Source organism: Acidovorax sp. FW305-C-20-28, assembly GCF_058783375.1.
This window is the reverse complement of the sequence record NZ_JBYSYM010000010.1, coordinates 1-16,555: the sequence shown is the minus strand read 5'-3', so window position 1 is coordinate 16,555 and position 16,555 is coordinate 1. Positions and strand designations below refer to the sequence as shown.

Below are 16,555 nucleotides of genomic sequence, written 5' to 3'. Positions count from 1 at the left end.
GCGGCGTGGGCTCAGATGCCCTGCAGCGTGGCGTGGATGGAGATGGCAGCTACCTTGCCGTGTTCCACGGCCTCCACGGTCAGGTCGCGCCCGCCGGCGCGGCAGTCGCCGCCGGCCCAGACACGCGCCAGGCTGGTACGGCCCTCTTCATCGGTGGCAATGCGGCCACCCGTGAGCGCGATGGACTGGCCCACGGGCTCGGGCACATAGGTCTGGCCGATGGCCTTGAGCACCATGTCGGCAGCGATCACAAAACTCTCGCCCGTCTCCACCAGGCGGCCGCCGTCCATCGCCGTGGCCGCAAAGCGCACGCCGGTGACGGCACCGTCGGCGCACAGCACCTCCTTGGGCGCGGCGAAGTGGCGGATGGTGACGCCATTGGTCTGCGCCCATTCCTGCTCTACGTGCGAGGCGGACATGCTCTCGGCGCCCCGGCGGTAGGCAATGGTCACCTCTTCGGCACCGAGCTTGCGCGACTGCACGGCGGCATCCACCGCCGTCATGCCGCCGCCGATCACGACCACGCTGCGGCCCACGGGCAGGGTGGACAGGTCCGCGGCCTGGCGCAGCTCGGCGATGAAGTCCACCGCGTTGCGCAGGCCCGTGGCCGTGGGTTCGGCAATGCCCAGGGCGTTGACGCCCGACAGGCCCACCCCCAGGAACACCGCATCATGGCTGGCCAGCAGGCCATCGAGCGTGATGTCACGGCCCAGCAGCTGGTGCGTGCGCACCTCGATGCCGCCCACGGACAGCAGCCACTCGATCTCCTTCTGGGCGAAGTTGCCGGTGGTCTTGTAGCTGGCCAGGCCGTATTCATTGAGGCCGCCAAGCTTGGGGCGGGCGTCGAACAGCACCACATCGTGGCCGCGCACGGCCAGGCCATGGGCGCAGGCCAGGCCCGCAGGGCCGGCACCGACCACGGCGATGCGCTTGCCCGTGGGCGCGGCACGCTGGAACAGCGGGGCACCGGGCTTGGCGAAGAAGGCATCGGTGGCGTAGCGCTGCAGCGAACCGATCTCGACCGGCTTGTCCTCATTGGTGTTGCGCACGCAGGCCTGCTCGCACAGCACCTCGGTGGGGCAGACGCGGGCGCACATGCCGCCCAGGGGATTGGCCTCCAGGATGGCCCGGGCCGCGCCGCGGTTGTTGTCCTGCGCGATGCGGTGGATGAAGGAGGGGATGTCGATGCCCGTGGGGCAGGCCGTGGCGCAGGGCGCGTCATGGCAGTAGTAGCAGCGCTCGGCCTCGATCAGCGCCTGCGGCCGGGTCAGCGGAGGGTGGGCGTCGCCGAAGCGCACGGCATAGTCGGCCAGGTTCAGGCGTGCGGCATGCAGGCCGCAGGCATGGCTTGCGGGTGTGTCCATCAGGTTTCCTCCGGAAGGGTCAGGGTGGGGTGTGCGGCCTGGGCATGGCCGTGCCGTGCGGGCGCCGGGCGGGTGCTCCGCCAGCGCCAGGATCCTGCGCACGGGGCGTGCGCGACGCCTGCCAACGCAGGGCGCGGGCTGCATGCGCCAGAGCATGCAGCCGCAAATTCCGGAGGTGTCATCGTGGGCCTCGCTAGGGTGCGGGTGCCCGGGCCTTGGTCGGCGCCGGTGCCCCGCGTTTGCCGTTCAATTTACCAACCGGTAAAAATTTACCAATTAGTAAAATCCCTACAGCAAGCCGCATGCCAGCTTTCTGCCAGCCACATTGGCACACAATGGTGCAATGACCGATGCCCGACTGCCCCCTTCCGCCCCACCACGGCGGCGCCCGGACGCCACCGGCCTGCCGGCCCCGGAGACCGCCGCCAAGGCCCCCACGGCGTCGCGCCTGCTCAAGGAGCAGGGCATCCTGACCGAGGCCGAGAACCATTTCGCGCAGTTCGGCTTCGAGGGCGCCTCCCTGGAAAACATCGCCGCGGCCATCGGCATCAGCCGGCACAACCTGCTGTACTACTTCCCGAACAAGGAAGCGCTGTACCAGCGTGTGCTCGACGACATCCTCACCCAGTGGCTGGCCGGCATGGACGACCTGTCGCACGGCGACGACCCGCAGCAGGCGCTGCGCCGCTACATCCGCGCCAAGCTGCGCTACTCGCGCGAGCGCCCGAATGGTGCAAAGGTGTTCACCAAAGAGGTGATTGCCGGTGCACCACGGTATGGCAAGGCCATCGCGGCCCGCGTGGGCCCGTTGCTCAAGGCCGAGGTGCGCACCTTCGAGCGCTGGGCACGCGAGGGGCGCATTGCGCGCGTGAACTTCACGCACCTGATGTTCATCATCTGGTCCGTCACCCAGGCCTATGCCGAGCAGGAGGCCCAGTTCGCGCTGCTGCTGGGCAAGCCCGCTCTGACAGAGCGCGACTATGCCAAGGCCGAGGAGCTGATCTGCCGCATGGTGATCAAGGCGCTGGAGCCCGAGGCCGGCCAGGACAACAGCGCGCCCGAACCGGATTGATTCAGCCCGGCTGCGCGCACTGGGAAAGGCGCTTGCGGTCGAGCAACTCGACCACGCGGTAGCCCACGCGCAGCACCCCTTCTTCCTCCCACTGCTTGAGCTGGCGGTTGATGCTCTGGCGCGAGACGCCGAGCATGAAGGCCAGGTCCTCCTGCGAAACGGCCAGCACGGTGCTGGCGCCGTCACCGGCCGAGCGGGAGTCGAGCGTCATGAGCCGGTGGGCCAGCCGCACGGGCAGCGGCTGCAATATGGCGTCGTCGATCCAGGCCAGGGCCTGGCGCAGCCGCAGGCACACCAGGCGCGTGAAGGCCATGTGCAGCGCCGGCTGGGTGGCGATGAGGTGGTGGAAATCCGCCGCCTGGACCACGGCCACCTCGGACGGTTCCACCGCGCAGGTGTCGTAGACCCGCTCCTGCCCCACGAACAGCGAGACCTCGCCGAACCAGTGGCCGGCTTCGAGCACGGCGATCACGGCCTCGCGCCCATCCTGAGCGGCCACGCTCACGCGCAGCGCGCCCTGCACCATGCCGAAGAGCGCGTCGGGCGCCGAGCCCTTGAGGAACAGCGAATCGCCGCGCTGCAGCTGGCGCCGGTGGGCCACCTGCAGCAGTGCATGCTGCACCTCCTCGGGCAAGCGCAGCCGCTCGTCGGCCCGGGGGCCGAGGTGGGGCGGCAGTTCGGTGGTGCTTGCCGGTGCAGGCAGGGATGGCATGGCGTGCGCTCGCTGGGGGAAGGTGGCTGGCGCAGCCATTGTGCGGGCGCACGGGCCACCCGCGCGACGCCTGGCGGACACCTGCGGGTTTGTACCGAGCCGCAATTGCCAACACCGGACAGTCTCGCCGCGGCGCTCTGCGGATAGTGGGACTGCTGCAGCGCACGGCTGCATCCCCGTACCGCAACCCACGCCAAGGAACCCCATGATGAACACCCCCACCGCCCTCGCCGAGCGCAACGCCCGCCGCGAAAAGACCGTACTCGACCACTTCGCCGACGAGACACGCCAGGACTTCGATGCCGTGCTGAGCACCTTTCCGCACCCGCACTACGAGCTGATCCCCACCGGCGAGGTGCACGACGGCAACGAAGACGTGCGCCGCTACTACACGGCCACGCGCCAGGCCTTCCCGGACCAGCGGCACGAAATCATCCAGCTGCGCCATGCGGGCGACTCGGTCATCGTGGAGTTCTGGCTGCTGGGCACGCACAAGGGGCCGCTGGGCGCCCTGCCACCCACGGGCAATACCTTCCGCTGCCGCATGATCGCGCTGTTCATCTTCGACGAGGCCGAGCACCTGGTCTGCGAGCGGGTGTACTTCGACACGCTGACCATGCTGCGCCAGCTGCTGGTGGGCGTGCCGCCTGCCGCACTGCCGGGCATCATCGGCTCGCTGCTGGGCGGGCAGGCCGCCACCGCCGGCAAGGTGCCCGAGCAGGCCTTGGCATGAGCGGGCGCCTGCAGGGCCACCATGCCGTGGTGACCGGCGGCGCCCAGGGCATCGGCCTGGCAATTGCAAGCCGCTTTCTCGATGAAGGGGCGACCGTGTCGCTGTGGGACATCGGCGAGCGCCCGCTGCAGGCGGCCACGGCAACGCTGAACGCGCCCGGGCGCGTGTTCACTGCCCTCACCGACGTGCGCAACGAAGCTGCCGTGTCCGCAGCGGCCGAGGCCAGCGCTGCCGCACTGGGCCCCGCCACCGTGCTGGTCAACAACGCGGGCGTGCTGGGCCCCCTGGTGTCCACCTGGGAGCACAGCGCCGACCAATGGCGCACGGTGCTGGACATCAACCTCACCGGCGCCTTCCTGTGCTGCCGCGCGCTGGTGCCGGCCATGCTGGCCGACATGCAGGCGCAGCGTGCCCCCGCACTGGGCCGGCGCGTGGTCAACATCGCCTCGGTCGCAGGCAAGGAGGGCAATGGCCTCAATGCCGCGTACTCGGCATCCAAGGCCGGGTTGATCGCGCTGACCAAATCGCTGGGCAAAGAGCTGGCCGGCGCGGGCGTGCTGGTGAACTGCATCACCCCGTCCGCCGCGGAGACTGCGGTGTTCGACGGCATCCCCGCAGAACACCGCGCCCAGCTGCACCAGGCCCTGCTGTCGCGCGTGCCCATGGCGCGCTTTGTCGAGCCGGCTGAGGTGGCGGCCATGGCGGCCTGGCTGGCGTCTGCCGACTGCTCGTTCAGCACCGGTGCCGTCTTCGACATCTCGGGCGGCCGTTCCCTGTATTGAGGAGAGCTCCATGAACATGATGACCGAACCCCTCACGCCGGCAGGCCTGCTGCTGCAGCCCGTGGCCGACTTCGACGGCGCGCGCAGCGCCCCCGCCCCACAGGACCGGCTGCGCGCGCTGCGCCGGGCGGGCGAGCAGTTCCGCGAACGCTTTCTCGCCGAGCCGGCCGTGCGCTATGCACGCAGCTTCGACCTGCTGCGCATCCCCTACCCAGCCTGGTACGCTTTCAACGGCGTGTATTCGCAGCAGTTGCTCAAGCCGCACATGGTGCACCTGCTGGCACGCACGGTGCTGGTGCAGTTCGAGGACTTCGGGGGGCACCTCCGGCACCTGCTGTTCACCCCCGCTGACTTCGAGACCGGCAGCGAGACGCCGTACTTCAAGCGCCTGAGCGAGCAGACGCCGAAGTTTTTGCACGGCGTGATCGCGCCTGTGCACGGCACGGTGCTGCAGGCCCTGGCCTCGGTGGGCGTGGCGCCGGAGCAGATCGACTTCATCACCTACGACCACCTGCACACGCAGAACCTGCGCCGCTGGCTGGGCACGGGCAGCGAGCGCGGGCTGCTGCCCAACGCGCGCCTGCTGGTGCACCGCCAGGAGCTGGCCAGCGTGGCCGGCCTCCTGCCCACGCAGGCCGACTGGTACTGCCCCGCGGGCCTGCAGGGCGTGGCGCCCGAACGCATCGTGCCCTTCGACGCCAGCGTGCAGCTGGGGCGCGGCATCGCGCTGGTGCACACACCAGGCCATACCGAAGGCAACCACTCGCTGGTCTACCGCACGGCCGACGGCCTGCGCGTGAGCAGCGAGAACGGCGTGAGCGCCGACAGCTGGGCACCCGAGGCCTCGCGGCACAACGGCATCCGCCGCTATGCCAAGGCCACCGGCTCCGAGGTCATTCTGAACGGCAACACCCAGGAGGGCAGCGTGGACCAGTACCTGTCGATGGTGCTGGAGAAGACCATCGCCGGCACCTCGGCCACGCACGGCTTCAGCAACGTGGTGCCGTCCAGCGAATGCTCACCGCACTGGCTGTTTCCGGGCGCGCCCACCAGCCACCTCTGGGGCACCACCACCTCGGGCGTGCTGCAGCGGCCTGGGTGACCCTGGGCGGTTTCTTGCGCGGATTTCCAACACCAACGATACGAGATAAACGCCATGAACTCCCCCACCGCCATCTTCACCGTCCCCGCGGGCTCTGCGCCGGCCGCCGCCGACGATGCCACCTACCGCCAGATCGCCTGGCGGCTGATCCCCATCCTCTTCGCCTGCTACGTCTTCAACTACCTGGACCGCACCAACATCGGCTACGCCCAGCTGCAGATGAAGAGCGACCTGGGCTTCAGTGATGCGGTGTTCGGCCTGGGTGCGGGCATCTTCTTCATCGGCTATGCGCTGTTCGAGATACCGAGCAACATGCTGCTGGCGCGCGTGGGCTTTCGGCTCACGCTGCTGCGCATCATGGGGCTGTGGGGCCTGGCCTCGGCCGCCACACTGTGGGTGACCACGCCGGCCCAGTTCTATGTGCTGCGCTTCCTGGTGGGCGTGTTCGAGGCGGGCTTTGCGCCGGGCGTGCTGTTCTACCTGACGCTGTGGTTCCCGTCGCAACGCCGGGCCAAGGTCACGGCCCTGTTCTTCATGGCCTATGGGGCAGCGCCCATCGTCGCCGGCCCGCTGGCGGGCGCGACCATGACCTGGCTGGACGGCGTCTGGTCGCTGCACGGCTGGCAGTGGCTGTTCCTGGTGGAGGGCCTGCCCTGCGTGCTGTTGGCCGTGCTGGCCTACCAGTTGCTCGACGACGGACCGCAGGCTGCGGCCTGGCTCACGCCTGCGCAGAAGCGCCAGGTGCAGGACGACCTGGCGCGCGACCAGGCGGCCAGCGGCGCGGATGTACGCAGCAGCTTCGGCAGCGCACTGCGCAACGGCCAGGTGTGGCTGCTGGGCTTCATCTCCTTCCTGGTGATCCTGGGCATCTACGCCATGTCGTTCTGGCAACCGACTCTGCTGCAGTCCATGGGCCTGTCGGTCATGCAGATCGGGCTGTATTCCGTCGTACCCGCAGTCGCAGGCATCGCGGCCACGCTGCTCATCGCCGGGCATTCCGACCGCCGGCAGGAGCGGCGCTGGCACTTCGCCACCACAGCCTGCATCGGCGCCGCCGGGCTCTCGCTCACCACCCTGTTCATGCACAGCCCCGTGGCGGCCGTGGCCTGCCTGTCGCTGGCCTCCGTCGGCATCTCCAGCGCCTTCGCCATCCTCTGGGCCGTGCCGGGCAGCCTGCTGAGCCGCAATGCCGCGGCCATGGGCATTGCGCTCATCACCACCCTGGGCGGCACCGCCGGCGTGGTGGCGCCGGTGATGGTGGGCGCCATCAAGGCGGCGACCGGCGGCTTTACGCTCAGCCTCTACCTGCTCAGCGGCGCCCTGGTGTTGGCCGCCGTGCTGATGGTGCTGGCCGTGGGGCGCGGCCGCAGCGCACCCGCTTGAACGCCAGGGGTGGACATATTGCCCCACCCCCAACCCAGCGCGCGAGGCCACGGCGATAATGCAGCGATGCACGCGCTGCGCACCTCGTCATTGCTGGCCCGCCTGGTCCTGGCGTGGTTCGTGCTGACCGTGGGTGCGGCCATCGCATCGCCCATCGTCCACCCCCAGGCCCTGCAACTGGTCTGCGCCACCGGCGCCACCGTGAAACTCATGGTGGTGGGCGAGGACGGCGCCGCCACCGATCTGGGACACCACAGCCTGGACTGCGCACTGTGCCTGGGTGCCAGTGCACCACCGCCCCCCGTGCAGCAGCCTGCACAACGCCATGAGCCCCTGGCCCATGCACTCACGCCCATCGTTGCAGCCAGCATCGCTGCCATCGTTGGCGCCCCCCTGCCCGCCCGCGGGCCTCCGACCTCCCTCGCCTGAGCCTGCGTTTTCGCGTGCCCGCTGCGGGCATGCGTGAACACGCCTTGCGCCACCGGCATTCCGTGCCGGTGTGCGCCGTGCCTGCCTGCCAGCCCCCTGGCGGCATGCAGGCCATCCCCCTTTCATCCAGACAGGTTTCCCCCATGCCCATCGCCCCCTCCTCCCACCGCCGCGGCCTGCTGGCTCTGGCTTTCGCGCCCTTGCTGGGCGCCTCGCTGGCCGGCTGCCAAAAGGCCCCCGTCGCCTACAAAGGCATGGACATCACGGGCGCCGAGTACGCGCGCGGCTTCACCTTGCAGGACGCCCAGGGCCAGGTGCGCACGCTGGCCGACTTCCGCGGCAAGGCGGTGATGCTGTTCTTCGGCTTCACCCAGTGCCCCGATGTCTGCCCCACGGCCCTGACCCGCGCGGCCGAGATACGCCAGTTGTTGGGCACCGACGGCCAGCGCCTGCAGGTGCTGTTCGTCACCATCGACCCCGAGCGCGACACGCCCGCCGTGCTGTCCACCTACACCCAGGCCTTCGATGCGAGCTTCATCGGCCTGTTCGGCGACGCCACGCAGACCGAGGCCGCGGCCAAGGAGTTCAAGGTCTATTACAAGAAGGTGCCCACCGGGTCCTCCTACACCATGGACCACTCGGCCTTCAGCTATGTCTTCGATCCAGAAGGCAAGCCGCGCCTCGTGCTGCGCCACGAGCAGAGCGCCAAGGACTGCGCCGACGACCTGCGCCAGCTGCTGCAGCAATCCGCCTGAACCGAACACCACCCCTTCTAGGAGATTTCCATGCCCCCCATTCCACGCTCCATCGCATTCGCCTTCGCCCTCGCCGGGCTGGCATTCGCAGCCCAGGCCCAGGTCAGCGTCAAGGACGCCTGGGTGCGCGCCACCGTGCCCCAACAGCAGGCCACCGGTGCCTTCATGCAGCTCAACGCCGCGCGCGACACGCGCTTGGTGGCGGCCAGCTCCCCCCTGACCCCGGCCGTGGAGGTGCACGAGATGGCCATGCAGGACAACGTGATGCGCATGCGCCAGGTGCCCGGCCTGGACCTGACCGCGGGCAAACCCGTGGACCTCAAACCCGGCGGCTACCACGTGATGCTGATGAACCTGAAACAGCAGGTGAAGGCCGGCGACACCGTGCCGATCACCCTGGTCTTTGAGGGCAAGGACGGCAAGCGCGAGTCGGTGGAGGTGCAGGCCCCCGTGCGCCCGCTCAATGCCACGGCGGCACCGGCGGCCCATGGCGAGCACAAGCACTGAGAGGCCCCATGTCCCCCACCCTTCGCACCACCGTGCACGCCGTGCAGGTGCTGGCCGGCCTGCTGGCGGCATCGCAGACCATGGCGCAGGATGCATCCGCATCCCTGCCCTCCGTCACCGTCACCGCCTCCCCCGCGCGCGAGGCGCAGCAGCGCGCTGCCAGCCTGGCCACGGGCAGTGCAGCACCGCTGCTGGGGGTACCGGCCTCCGTCTCCACCGTGCCGATCGAACTGATGCGCGCCCAGGCTGTCACCACGCTGCAGGAAGCGCTGCGCAATGTGCCCGGCGCGCAGGCCGACTCGGGCTTCAACGGCAGCCACAGCCAGTTCTTCGTGCTGCGCGGCGCCATTGCCGACAGCGGCACGGGATCGAGCCGCGTGCTGCGTGATGGCGTGCGCCTGTCCAACTACGCCTTTGTGCCGGCCTTCACGGGGAGTGTGGACGTGTTGCGCGGGCCGGGCGCGGCCCTGGGGCTGCGCAGCGAGCCCGGCGGCAGCGTCAACATCGTGACCCGCCAGCCCGAGCTGGCCAACTTCGGCTCGGCCAGCCTGGGCGGCGGCGCGCACAACGCGCTCGACGCCACGGTGGACCTCAACCGCGTGCTCTCGGCCGAGCAGGAACTGGCGGCGCGGCTCATCGTGACACGCTCCACCGCGAGCGAATGGCGCGATGTGCGGGACCGGCTTGACGGGTTGAAGCTCGGCATCGCCAAGAGTGACGGCGAGCGCTACCACCTGCGCCTGGGCGTGGAGGCCACGGACCAGACCTACCAGCCCGACTACGGCCTGCCCGGCGTGAACGGCCGCCCCGCCGCCGTGCCGATGGACCGGCAGCTCGGCGAACCCTGGGCGAACTCCACCACGCGCAACACCCTGGTCGACCTGCATGGCGACCTGGCGATCGCGCCCGACACCCGCCTGGCCGTGGACTTCACGCACCTGCGTGGCAACAGCACCTCGGTGCGCCAGTCGGTGGGCGCGGCCGTGGCGGGCGCGCCGCTGGGCACTTTCGTGCGTCGGCTCGCTTATGAGCCTGATACACAGCGCCGCATCAACGCCCTGGCCACCAGCCTGAGCCACGAGCAGGCCTGGGGTGCCACGCGCCACCACCTGTTCCTGGGGCTGGACCGCTACACCGAAACGCTGGACCAGCCCTCGGCCGGCGTCGCCAGCGCCAACAACCCCAACATCAACGTCTTCAACCCCGTCTACGGGCTGACCACGCGGCCAGGCAATTTCACCTTCACCACCACCACGCAGGACCTGTCCAGCACGGCCCTGTCGCTGCAGGACCGCATCGAATGGGGCGACTGGAGCATCGTTGCCGGGCTGCGCCACACGCGGCAGGACTTTCTCTACGGACCGGTCGGCACTCGCGATGTGCAGGAGCGCACCATCTCGCCCAAGCTGGCCGTGCTGCGCAAGCTGTCGGGCGCGGATTCGCTCTACGCCAGCTACGGCACCGGCATCGCGCCCAACCAGGCATCGTCCGCCTCGGGCCAGTCGCTGCCCTCGCGCAAGAGCCGGCAGTTCGAGGCCGGCTGGAAGTCGCTGTGGAACGGCGGGCGCCTGCAGTCCGACCTGGCGCTGTACCGGCTGGAGCAGACCAACCTGCTGTCGGGGGACCTGTCCACGCCCAGCATGTTCGACAAGACCCTGGCCGGCAGCGGCCGCTCGCAGGGCCTGGAGGCCAGCCTGGGCGGCGACCTCACGCGCGATGTGCGGGTACAGCTCGCCTATGCCTACACACAGGCGAAGTTCACGGACAACACCGAGTACCTGGGCAAGGCCATCCCCAATGTGGCGCGCCATGCCCTGAGCCTGTGGGGCCAGTACCGCTGGAATGCCGAGCACGCCACGGGTGCAGGCCTGTACGCCCAAGGCGCCCGCTATGCCGACATCTACAACACCACGGTGCTGCCCGGCTATGCGCGCCTGGACCTGTCGCACACCTGGCGCATGCCGCTGGACGGAGGCCGGCAACTGGAGCTGCAGTTGGCCCTGCGCAATGTGTTCGACAAGGCCTACTTCGTGTCGAGCCACCTGCACCTGGCCAGCTACCTCACGCCAGGGCAGCAGCGCAACCTCTACGCCTCGGCACGCTACAGCTTCTAAGGCAACGCAAAATCAAGTCTTCGCGATGGCGCGTGCCCTGGTTTGGGATGGGCTGCCAGGCGCAAAGCGCAGCCATAGCCCGTGCTATGGCGAGCATTTGCAACGAAGCAGACCGCACAAAGCGGGGCGCGCGCCGCGCGAGGGACTTGGTTTCGCGTTGACCTCAGCCCCTACACCGCCAGAACGATCTTGCCGAAATGGGCGCCGGACTGCAGGTAGCGCAAGGCCTCTGCCGCCTCGGTCCAGGGAAAGACCCGGTCGACCACCGGGCGGATCGGCCCTGCAGCGTAGGCAGCCACCAGGTCTTCCAGCATGCGCCGCGAGCCCACGGGAATCCCGCGCACGGTGGCCTGGCGCCGAAAGATGTCCAGGGGGTTGACCAGGCCCTCGGTCCCGCCGAGGTAGCCGATCACATTGATCTGCCCGCCCGGCCGGATGGCCTGCAGCGACTGCGCAAAGCTGCCCGGGCCTCCGACCTCCAGCACATGGTCGACACCGCGCCCCCCGGTGAGGTGCCGCACCTCCTCGCCCCAGGCGGGGTTGCGCCGGTAGTTGACGGTAGCGCAGGCCCCAAGCTCCCGGGCGCGCTCGAGCTTCCCGTCGCTGCTGGACGAGGCGATCACGCGCGCACCGGACATGCGCGCGATCTGCAGCGCAAACAGCGACACACCGCCGGTGCCCTGCACCAGCACGGAGTCTCCGGGCCGGATGCCCCCAGCGGAGACCAGCGCATGCCAGGCCGTAGTGCCGGCGCAGGGCAGGCTGGCAGCCTGCGCATCGGTCAGCGCATCGGGCACGACCACGATGCGGTCCTCGGACGCAACGAGTTCTTCGGACAGCACGCCATCCTGGGGCCCTCCCAGCTGCGTGCCCGCATCGGCGGGGTGGAAGGCGCCATCGGTCCAGCGCTCCCAGAAGGACAGGATCACCCGGTCGCCGGGCCGGGCGCGGGTTACCCCTTCGCCCACAGCCAGTACCTCGCCCACCCCGTCGGAGAGCGGCACCAGCGGGTGCGCGAAAGGCGTGTGGTAGTGCCCCAGCAGGATCTCCAGGTCGCGGTAGTTGAGGGCCATGGCCCGCATGCGCACGAGCACCTCGCGCGAGCCCGGACAGGGCGACGGCCGCTGCACGGGCTTCAGGCCGCCAAAGCCATGTTCATGGATTTCAAATGCTTTCATTGCAAGCTCTTGGAGTGGAGACAGCAGCGCACTGTGCCGTTATGCCAAAAAACCTGCAAATTCATTATTTTCAGAATTTTCATGCAAAATTGGAATTATGATCACCGAGCTCAAAGCCTTTGTCCTGCTGGCCGAAACAGGGTCTGTGCAGGCCGTGGCAGAACGCCTGCCGCTCACGCAGCCTGCGGTCACGCGCCAGTTGCAACGGCTGGAGAGCCTGCTCGACGTGAGCCTGCTGGACCGGCGCGCCAAGCCCGCGCGGCTGACCTCGGCCGGCCAGGCCGTGCTGCGCGAGGCCCGCAAGGTACTGGCCGCGGTGGATGAACTCAAGCGGGCCGCCTCCACCAATGCCCAGCCCCAGGGCACGCTGCGCCTGGGCGTGGTGCACGCACTGGCCGATGCGCAGCTGGCCGATGGCCTGGAGGCGCTCGGGGCCCGCTATCCCGGCCTGGGCCTGCAGTTGGCCAGCGGCTGGACCAACGAGCTGCTGCCGCGCATCGACCAGGGCGAGCTCGATGCGGCGGTGGTCTTCATGGCGGGCACAGCCGGCGGGGTGCCTCACGCGCCCGGCCGGCTCCTGGCGACCGAGGAAATCGTCTTCCTGGCCGCACGCAAGGCGGCACTGGGCCGGCACCCCACGCTGCTGGAACTCAACCAGATCGGGTGGGTGCTGACACCCGACGGCCTGTGCGGCTCACGCTCGGCCCTCAGGGCAGCGGTGGAAAGCGCCGGGGCGCCCTTGCACATCGCCGCCGAGGTGCACGACATCGGCCTGCAGCTGTCCCTGGCAGAGCGCGGTCTGGGCGTTGCGCTGCTGCCCCGGCAACGGGCCATGGCCCTGCGGCGCCCGCAACTGCGCCGCATTGCACCGCCCGGGTTGCGCCTGGCGATGCAGGTCTCGCTGGTCCAGGCCCCCCACCTGGGCGCCTTGCAACAGGCTGTGGACTGGCTGGCGCAGCGCCTGGCGGGCCAGGACCGGCAGCCCTGATCCGCGGGGAGGCAATCAAGCCACACTGCTGCCGGCACCTGCAGCACGGGCGCTGGCCAGGGCCCGCTGCTTGAGGGCATCCACCTCAGCCGCTGGCGCGAGCGTCGGCGAAGCACTGATTTCGCCCACCACCTCCATGCCCAGAAAGCGCAGCCAGCGCCGCATGAAGGGCTTCTGGAAGTCCGCACCGTCCTCGTGCGGTGCCACCGGGTAGTCGCCCGCGCTGGAGTAGACCAGCGAGGCCCGCTTGCCCGGCAGCAGGCTTTCGTAGCCTTGCTCGCGCGACCAGCGCCAGTTCTGGCCCGGCAGGGTCACGACGTCGATGAAATGCTTGAGCCGGTACGGAACACCAAAATTCCACATGGGCAGGCTGAACAGGTACTCGTCTGCCGCGTTGAAGCGCTGGGAGACGGTCACGGCCTCGGCCCACAGCCGCTGCTGGTCCACCGTGGCCTGCTGCGCGCGCAGCACCGCGAACTTGGCGGCAATCATGTCCGCGTCGAACGCGGGCAGCGGCAGGTCCCAGACGTTGAGCACGTCGACCGTGGCGCTGGGGTGCGCTTCGCGCCAGGCATCGAGCCATGCGCCCGCCACGGTGCTGGAGGTGGAGGCCGATGGCATCGGCGACGCTTGGACATACAGGAGATGGGTCATGCGGTGCTTCTTTCTGCTGCCGGGCTCACGCATGGGTGTCGATGAGCCGCAGGCCCACCATGCCGGCCACCACCAGGCCGATGAAGAACAGGCGCGCGGGTGCGGCGCTCTCGCCCAGCGCCACGATGCCGACCAGGGCCACCCCGACCGATCCGATGCCGGTCCAGATCGCGTAGGCCGTGCCCATGGGCAAGGTCTTGAGGGCATGCGTCAACAGGTAGATGCTGGCGCCGCCGGCGACCAGGCCCATCAGGCCCGGCCAGATCCGGGCCCAGCCATCGGAGGCCTTGAGCAGCAGCGCCATGGCGATTTCCACCGCACTGGCCGAGAGTAAAAGAATCCATGCCATCGCTTGTTTTCTCCAGTTCAAAAAAGGGATGGCGCGAGCTTAGGGATATGATTTCCGGCGCAAAAGTAGGCACCTGTTGGTAACCATGACAATGCTGCAAGGCGCCGCTGAAGGCGGCGCAAACGTGCTAAGCCAGGCCTGCCCGTCGCGCGCAGCGCTGGAGCTCGTGGCGGGCAAATGGCCCCTCCTGGTCATCCCGGCGCTGGCGCCGGGCCCGCTGCGCAACAACGAGCTGCTGCGGCGCGTGGAAGGCATCTCGCAGAAGGTGCTTTCGCAGACCCTGCGAGAACTGGCCCGCAATGGCCTGGTGCTGCGCGAAGACCACGGCACCGTGCCGCCCCATGTCGAGTACAGCCTCAGTCCCCTGGGCCAGTCGCTCAGCGAAACCCTGATTGCGCTGGACCGCTGGGCCGAGCGCCACCACGATGCCCTGCGCCAGGCCCGCGAGGACTTCGACGCCGCTTTCCTGCCCTGAGACGGCTTCCCGACGGGCGTGCCCAGGCCTTAATGCTATGTAATCAAATAGTATTTTGTGTAACCGAAAGCTAGTATCCGGCGAACACGGCAAGGCCTGCCGCCATGAACCCCAACCCGCACCAACCGCCATTCCACGCGTCGCTCGCCAGCGAGCCTGCGGGGCCCCGAAAGACCTTTGCGGCCTGGGCCGCGGTCGTTCTTTCGTTGGGCCTGTTCGCATTCGCCCTGCCTTATGCCGGGGTACCGCTGTCGCCCTTTCCGGCGTTCATTCCCATCTATGTCACCGCCCTGGTCATCTTCGATCTGGTCACGGCCGTGCTGCTGTTCGGGCATTACCGGGCCTTGCGGTCCGTGGGGCTGATGGTGCTGGGCGGCGCTTACCTGTTCAGCGCCACGGCCACTGCGGCCTATGCACTCATCTTTCCCGGCCTGTTCGCGCCGGCAGGCCTGCTGGGATCCGGCCCCCAGACCTCCTCCGCCCTCTACATGCTGTGGCATGCCGGCTTTCCGGTGGGCTTGATTGCCTATGCCTTCATCAAGCGGCGCGAGCAGACGGGTACATGGCGCCCCCGGGGACCGCGGGCCCTCTGGTGCATCGCGGCCACGACCATCCTGGTGCTTACTGTGGTGGCGCTGTTCACGGCATTCGCCACGGCCGGGCACGATGCGCTGCCCGTGTTTCTCGACGGCCACCGCACCACGGCCACCGGCAAGGCTTTCCTGGCCGCCATCTGGCTGCTGAGCCTGGGCACGCTCCTGCTGCTCCTGCGCAGCAGGCCCCATTCGCTCCTCGATGTCTGGCTGCACGTGGTGATGTGCGTCTGGCTGCTGGACCTGGCGTTGGCTGCGGTGCTGAACACGGGGCGCTACGACCTGGGCTGGTACATGGGGCGCATCTATGGCCTGCTGGCTGCGGGCCTGCTGTTGATCGTGCTGCTCAGTGAGAACTCGCGCCACCATGCGCGGCTGCGGGAACTCACTGCCGCATTGGAAACCGCCAACGAAAGACTGTGGCGCCTGTCGATGCAGGACAGCCTGACCGAGGTGGCCAACCGCCGCGCGTTCGACCTCCATCTGGCCGAGCATGTGGCCCTGGCCCTGCGCCACCAGCGGCCACTGGCCCTGGTGCTGCTGGACGTGGACCACTTCAAGACCTACAACGACGAATACGGGCACCAGTCGGGCGACGAGTGCCTGAAGGCCATCGCCCGGGTCCTCCAGGCCAGCGGCAAGCGCCCCTCCGACCTCGCCGCGCGCTACGGCGGCGAGGAGTTCGCCCTGGTGCTGCCCGAAACCGATCCCGAAGGCGCCATGCACATTGCCAATGCCGCCCAGGCGGCCGTGGCGCAGTTGGGCATTCCCCACCGCCATTGCCCGACCGGGCCCCACGTGACCATCAGCGCCGGAATCGCGGCCTTGCACCAGGGCGGCAAGCTCACGCCGCAGAGCGTGATCGAGATCGCGGACAAAGCGCTCTACCAGGCCAAGAATGCCGGCCGCAACCGGGTCGTGCTGCTGCAGGCCTCGGCCTGAGGCAGGCCCGGAGAAGAAGGCCGGGGCCGAGCCAGGCCCCGGTACCCAGCCCCCCTCCAGCTCAGTTCAGCGTGTGCACCACCCGGTAACGCCCCGCACGCACCATCTCCGCCACCGCACTCGCATCATCCCCCACCCCATACCCCACCACCAGCTGCACCCCCTCCAGCCCGCTGAAGTTCAGCCCCGAGGCAATGCGCACCGCCGCCGTGCGCGGCAGCGCTCCCGACAGGTACGCCGGGAACGCCCCGCCCGCATACACCGACCAGCCGTTGGACCCCAGGAACAGCACCGTGGAGCCCGCCAGCGCAGCCACATAGACCCGGCCCGTCTTGCCCCGGTGCAACGGCGAGACCGTGGCCCCCACGTCCAGCGTGACGTTGCTCAAGGGGCCCGTCTGGCTTCCCGCAAAGGTGCCGCTGG

General features: G+C 69.1%; 18 protein-coding genes. 12 read left to right on the top strand and 6 right to left on the bottom strand.

The features are described 5' to 3' along the window. Positions 1 to 11 precede the first annotated feature (11 nt). Positions 12 to 1,364, bottom strand: a complete 1,353-nt coding sequence (locus AC3WOH_RS13280; protein ID WP_492229803.1) for an NAD(P)-dependent oxidoreductase — start codon at positions 1,362 to 1,364, stop codon at positions 12 to 14. A gap of 343 nt (positions 1,365 to 1,707) precedes the next feature. Here AC3WOH_RS13280 and AC3WOH_RS13275 point away from each other — a divergent pair, with 343 nt between their 5' ends. Further along, positions 1,708 to 2,436, top strand: coding sequence for a TetR/AcrR family transcriptional regulator (locus tag AC3WOH_RS13275; RefSeq protein WP_492229802.1), 729 nt, complete (start codon positions 1,708 to 1,710; stop codon positions 2,434 to 2,436). Between the two features lies 1 nt (position 2,437). Here the strand turns inward: AC3WOH_RS13275 and AC3WOH_RS13270 are convergent, their stop codons facing one another. Next, positions 2,438 to 3,148, bottom strand: coding sequence for a Crp/Fnr family transcriptional regulator (locus AC3WOH_RS13270; protein ID WP_492229801.1), 711 nt, complete (start codon positions 3,146 to 3,148; stop codon positions 2,438 to 2,440). 205 nt (positions 3,149 to 3,353) lie between these two features. Between AC3WOH_RS13270 and AC3WOH_RS13265 the strand changes: the two genes are divergently transcribed. From AC3WOH_RS13265 to AC3WOH_RS13230, 8 genes are all read left to right on the top strand, one after another. Next, positions 3,354 to 3,881: an ester cyclase gene (locus AC3WOH_RS13265; protein WP_492229800.1), complete on the top strand. Its 528-nt coding sequence runs from the start codon at positions 3,354 to 3,356 to the stop codon at positions 3,879 to 3,881. After that, positions 3,878 to 4,663 carry an SDR family NAD(P)-dependent oxidoreductase gene (locus AC3WOH_RS13260; protein WP_492229799.1) on the top strand — a complete coding sequence of 262 codons (786 nt, stop codon included), beginning with the start codon at positions 3,878 to 3,880 and terminating at the stop codon, positions 4,661 to 4,663. The genes AC3WOH_RS13265 and AC3WOH_RS13260 overlap by 4 nt, the downstream gene beginning before the upstream one ends. A gap of 10 nt (positions 4,664 to 4,673) precedes the next feature. Then, positions 4,674 to 5,765, top strand: coding sequence for an MBL fold metallo-hydrolase (locus AC3WOH_RS13255; protein ID WP_492229798.1), 1,092 nt, complete (start codon positions 4,674 to 4,676; stop codon positions 5,763 to 5,765). A 54-nt stretch (positions 5,766 to 5,819) separates the two neighbouring features. Then, a complete protein-coding gene (locus tag AC3WOH_RS13250) occupies positions 5,820 to 7,148 on the top strand; it encodes an MFS transporter (protein ID WP_492229797.1) in 1,329 nt (442 codons plus the stop codon). Between the two features lie 66 nt (positions 7,149 to 7,214). Continuing rightward, entirely contained in the window at positions 7,215 to 7,577 is a 363-nt protein-coding gene (locus AC3WOH_RS13245) for a hypothetical protein (protein ID WP_492229796.1), read from the top strand. Between the two features lie 143 nt (positions 7,578 to 7,720). Further along, the gene (locus AC3WOH_RS13240) at positions 7,721 to 8,332 is read left to right on the top strand and encodes an SCO family protein (protein ID WP_492229795.1); all 612 of its coding nucleotides are present in this window, start codon (positions 7,721 to 7,723) and stop codon (positions 8,330 to 8,332) included. Positions 8,333 to 8,362: 30 nt separating this feature from the next. Continuing rightward, positions 8,363 to 8,839 carry a copper chaperone PCu(A)C gene (locus AC3WOH_RS13235; protein WP_492229794.1) on the top strand — a complete coding sequence of 159 codons (477 nt, stop codon included), beginning with the start codon at positions 8,363 to 8,365 and terminating at the stop codon, positions 8,837 to 8,839. Positions 8,840 to 8,847: 8 nt separating this feature from the next. After that, positions 8,848 to 10,953 carry a TonB-dependent receptor gene (locus tag AC3WOH_RS13230; protein ID WP_492229793.1) on the top strand — a complete coding sequence of 702 codons (2,106 nt, stop codon included), beginning with the start codon at positions 8,848 to 8,850 and terminating at the stop codon, positions 10,951 to 10,953. 170 nt (positions 10,954 to 11,123) lie between these two features. Here the strand turns inward: AC3WOH_RS13230 and AC3WOH_RS13225 are convergent, their stop codons facing one another. Beyond that, positions 11,124 to 12,131: a zinc-dependent alcohol dehydrogenase family protein gene (locus AC3WOH_RS13225; protein ID WP_492229792.1), complete on the bottom strand. Its 1,008-nt coding sequence runs from the start codon at positions 12,129 to 12,131 to the stop codon at positions 11,124 to 11,126. A gap of 97 nt (positions 12,132 to 12,228) precedes the next feature. Between AC3WOH_RS13225 and AC3WOH_RS13220 the strand changes: the two genes are divergently transcribed. Further along, the gene (locus AC3WOH_RS13220; RefSeq protein WP_492229791.1) at positions 12,229 to 13,119 is read left to right on the top strand and encodes a LysR family transcriptional regulator; all 891 of its coding nucleotides are present in this window, start codon (positions 12,229 to 12,231) and stop codon (positions 13,117 to 13,119) included. Between the two features lie 15 nt (positions 13,120 to 13,134). Here the strand turns inward: AC3WOH_RS13220 and AC3WOH_RS13215 are convergent, their stop codons facing one another. Beyond that, entirely contained in the window at positions 13,135 to 13,773 is a 639-nt protein-coding gene (locus AC3WOH_RS13215; protein ID WP_492229790.1) for an FMN-dependent NADH-azoreductase, read from the bottom strand. 25 nt (positions 13,774 to 13,798) lie between these two features. Beyond that, positions 13,799 to 14,122, bottom strand: a complete 324-nt coding sequence (locus tag AC3WOH_RS13210; protein ID WP_492229789.1) for a DMT family transporter — start codon at positions 14,120 to 14,122, stop codon at positions 13,799 to 13,801. An 85-nt stretch (positions 14,123 to 14,207) separates the two neighbouring features. On the opposite strand from AC3WOH_RS13210, the gene AC3WOH_RS13205 reads away from it, so the two are divergent. Continuing rightward, positions 14,208 to 14,597, top strand: coding sequence for a winged helix-turn-helix transcriptional regulator (locus tag AC3WOH_RS13205; protein ID WP_492229788.1), 390 nt, complete (start codon positions 14,208 to 14,210; stop codon positions 14,595 to 14,597). 104 nt (positions 14,598 to 14,701) lie between these two features. Beyond that, on the top strand, positions 14,702 to 16,132 hold the full coding sequence (locus AC3WOH_RS13200) for a GGDEF domain-containing protein (protein ID WP_492229787.1): 1,431 nt from the start codon (positions 14,702 to 14,704) through the stop codon (positions 16,130 to 16,132). A 61-nt stretch (positions 16,133 to 16,193) separates the two neighbouring features. On the opposite strand, the gene AC3WOH_RS13195 is transcribed toward AC3WOH_RS13200, so the two are convergent. Beyond that, positions 16,194 to 16,555, bottom strand: a 362-nt coding sequence (locus AC3WOH_RS13195) for a hypothetical protein (RefSeq protein ID WP_492229786.1), incomplete at its 5' end; no start/stop codon positions are given.

Excerpts from the sequence above, each read along its gene's own strand:
- AC3WOH_RS13280 (WP_492229803.1), bottom strand. The coding sequence starts at position 1,364 with ATGGACACACCCGCAAGCCATGCCTGCGGCCTGCATGCCGCACGCCTG.
- AC3WOH_RS13235 (WP_492229794.1), top strand. The coding sequence starts at position 8,363 with ATGCCCCCCATTCCACGCTCCATCGCATTCGCCTTCGCCCTCGCCGGG.
- AC3WOH_RS13250 (WP_492229797.1), top strand. The coding sequence starts at position 5,820 with ATGAACTCCCCCACCGCCATCTTCACCGTCCCCGCGGGCTCTGCGCCG.
- AC3WOH_RS13210 (WP_492229789.1), bottom strand. The coding sequence starts at position 14,122 with ATGGCATGGATTCTTTTACTCTCGGCCAGTGCGGTGGAAATCGCCATG.
- AC3WOH_RS13270 (WP_492229801.1), bottom strand. The coding sequence starts at position 3,148 with ATGCCATCCCTGCCTGCACCGGCAAGCACCACCGAACTGCCGCCCCAC.
- AC3WOH_RS13225 (WP_492229792.1), bottom strand. The coding sequence starts at position 12,131 with ATGAAAGCATTTGAAATCCATGAACATGGCTTTGGCGGCCTGAAGCCC.
- AC3WOH_RS13245 (WP_492229796.1), top strand. The coding sequence starts at position 7,215 with ATGCACGCGCTGCGCACCTCGTCATTGCTGGCCCGCCTGGTCCTGGCG.
- AC3WOH_RS13275 (WP_492229802.1), top strand. The coding sequence starts at position 1,708 with ATGACCGATGCCCGACTGCCCCCTTCCGCCCCACCACGGCGGCGCCCG.
- AC3WOH_RS13200 (WP_492229787.1), top strand. The coding sequence starts at position 14,702 with ATGAACCCCAACCCGCACCAACCGCCATTCCACGCGTCGCTCGCCAGC.
- AC3WOH_RS13230 (WP_492229793.1), top strand. The coding sequence starts at position 8,848 with ATGTCCCCCACCCTTCGCACCACCGTGCACGCCGTGCAGGTGCTGGCC.
- AC3WOH_RS13215 (WP_492229790.1), bottom strand. The coding sequence starts at position 13,773 with ATGACCCATCTCCTGTATGTCCAAGCGTCGCCGATGCCATCGGCCTCC.
- AC3WOH_RS13255 (WP_492229798.1), top strand. The coding sequence starts at position 4,674 with ATGAACATGATGACCGAACCCCTCACGCCGGCAGGCCTGCTGCTGCAG.
- AC3WOH_RS13220 (WP_492229791.1), top strand. The coding sequence starts at position 12,229 with ATGATCACCGAGCTCAAAGCCTTTGTCCTGCTGGCCGAAACAGGGTCT.
- AC3WOH_RS13260 (WP_492229799.1), top strand. The coding sequence starts at position 3,878 with ATGAGCGGGCGCCTGCAGGGCCACCATGCCGTGGTGACCGGCGGCGCC.
- AC3WOH_RS13205 (WP_492229788.1), top strand. The coding sequence starts at position 14,208 with ATGACAATGCTGCAAGGCGCCGCTGAAGGCGGCGCAAACGTGCTAAGC.
- AC3WOH_RS13240 (WP_492229795.1), top strand. The coding sequence starts at position 7,721 with ATGCCCATCGCCCCCTCCTCCCACCGCCGCGGCCTGCTGGCTCTGGCT.
- AC3WOH_RS13265 (WP_492229800.1), top strand. The coding sequence starts at position 3,354 with ATGATGAACACCCCCACCGCCCTCGCCGAGCGCAACGCCCGCCGCGAA.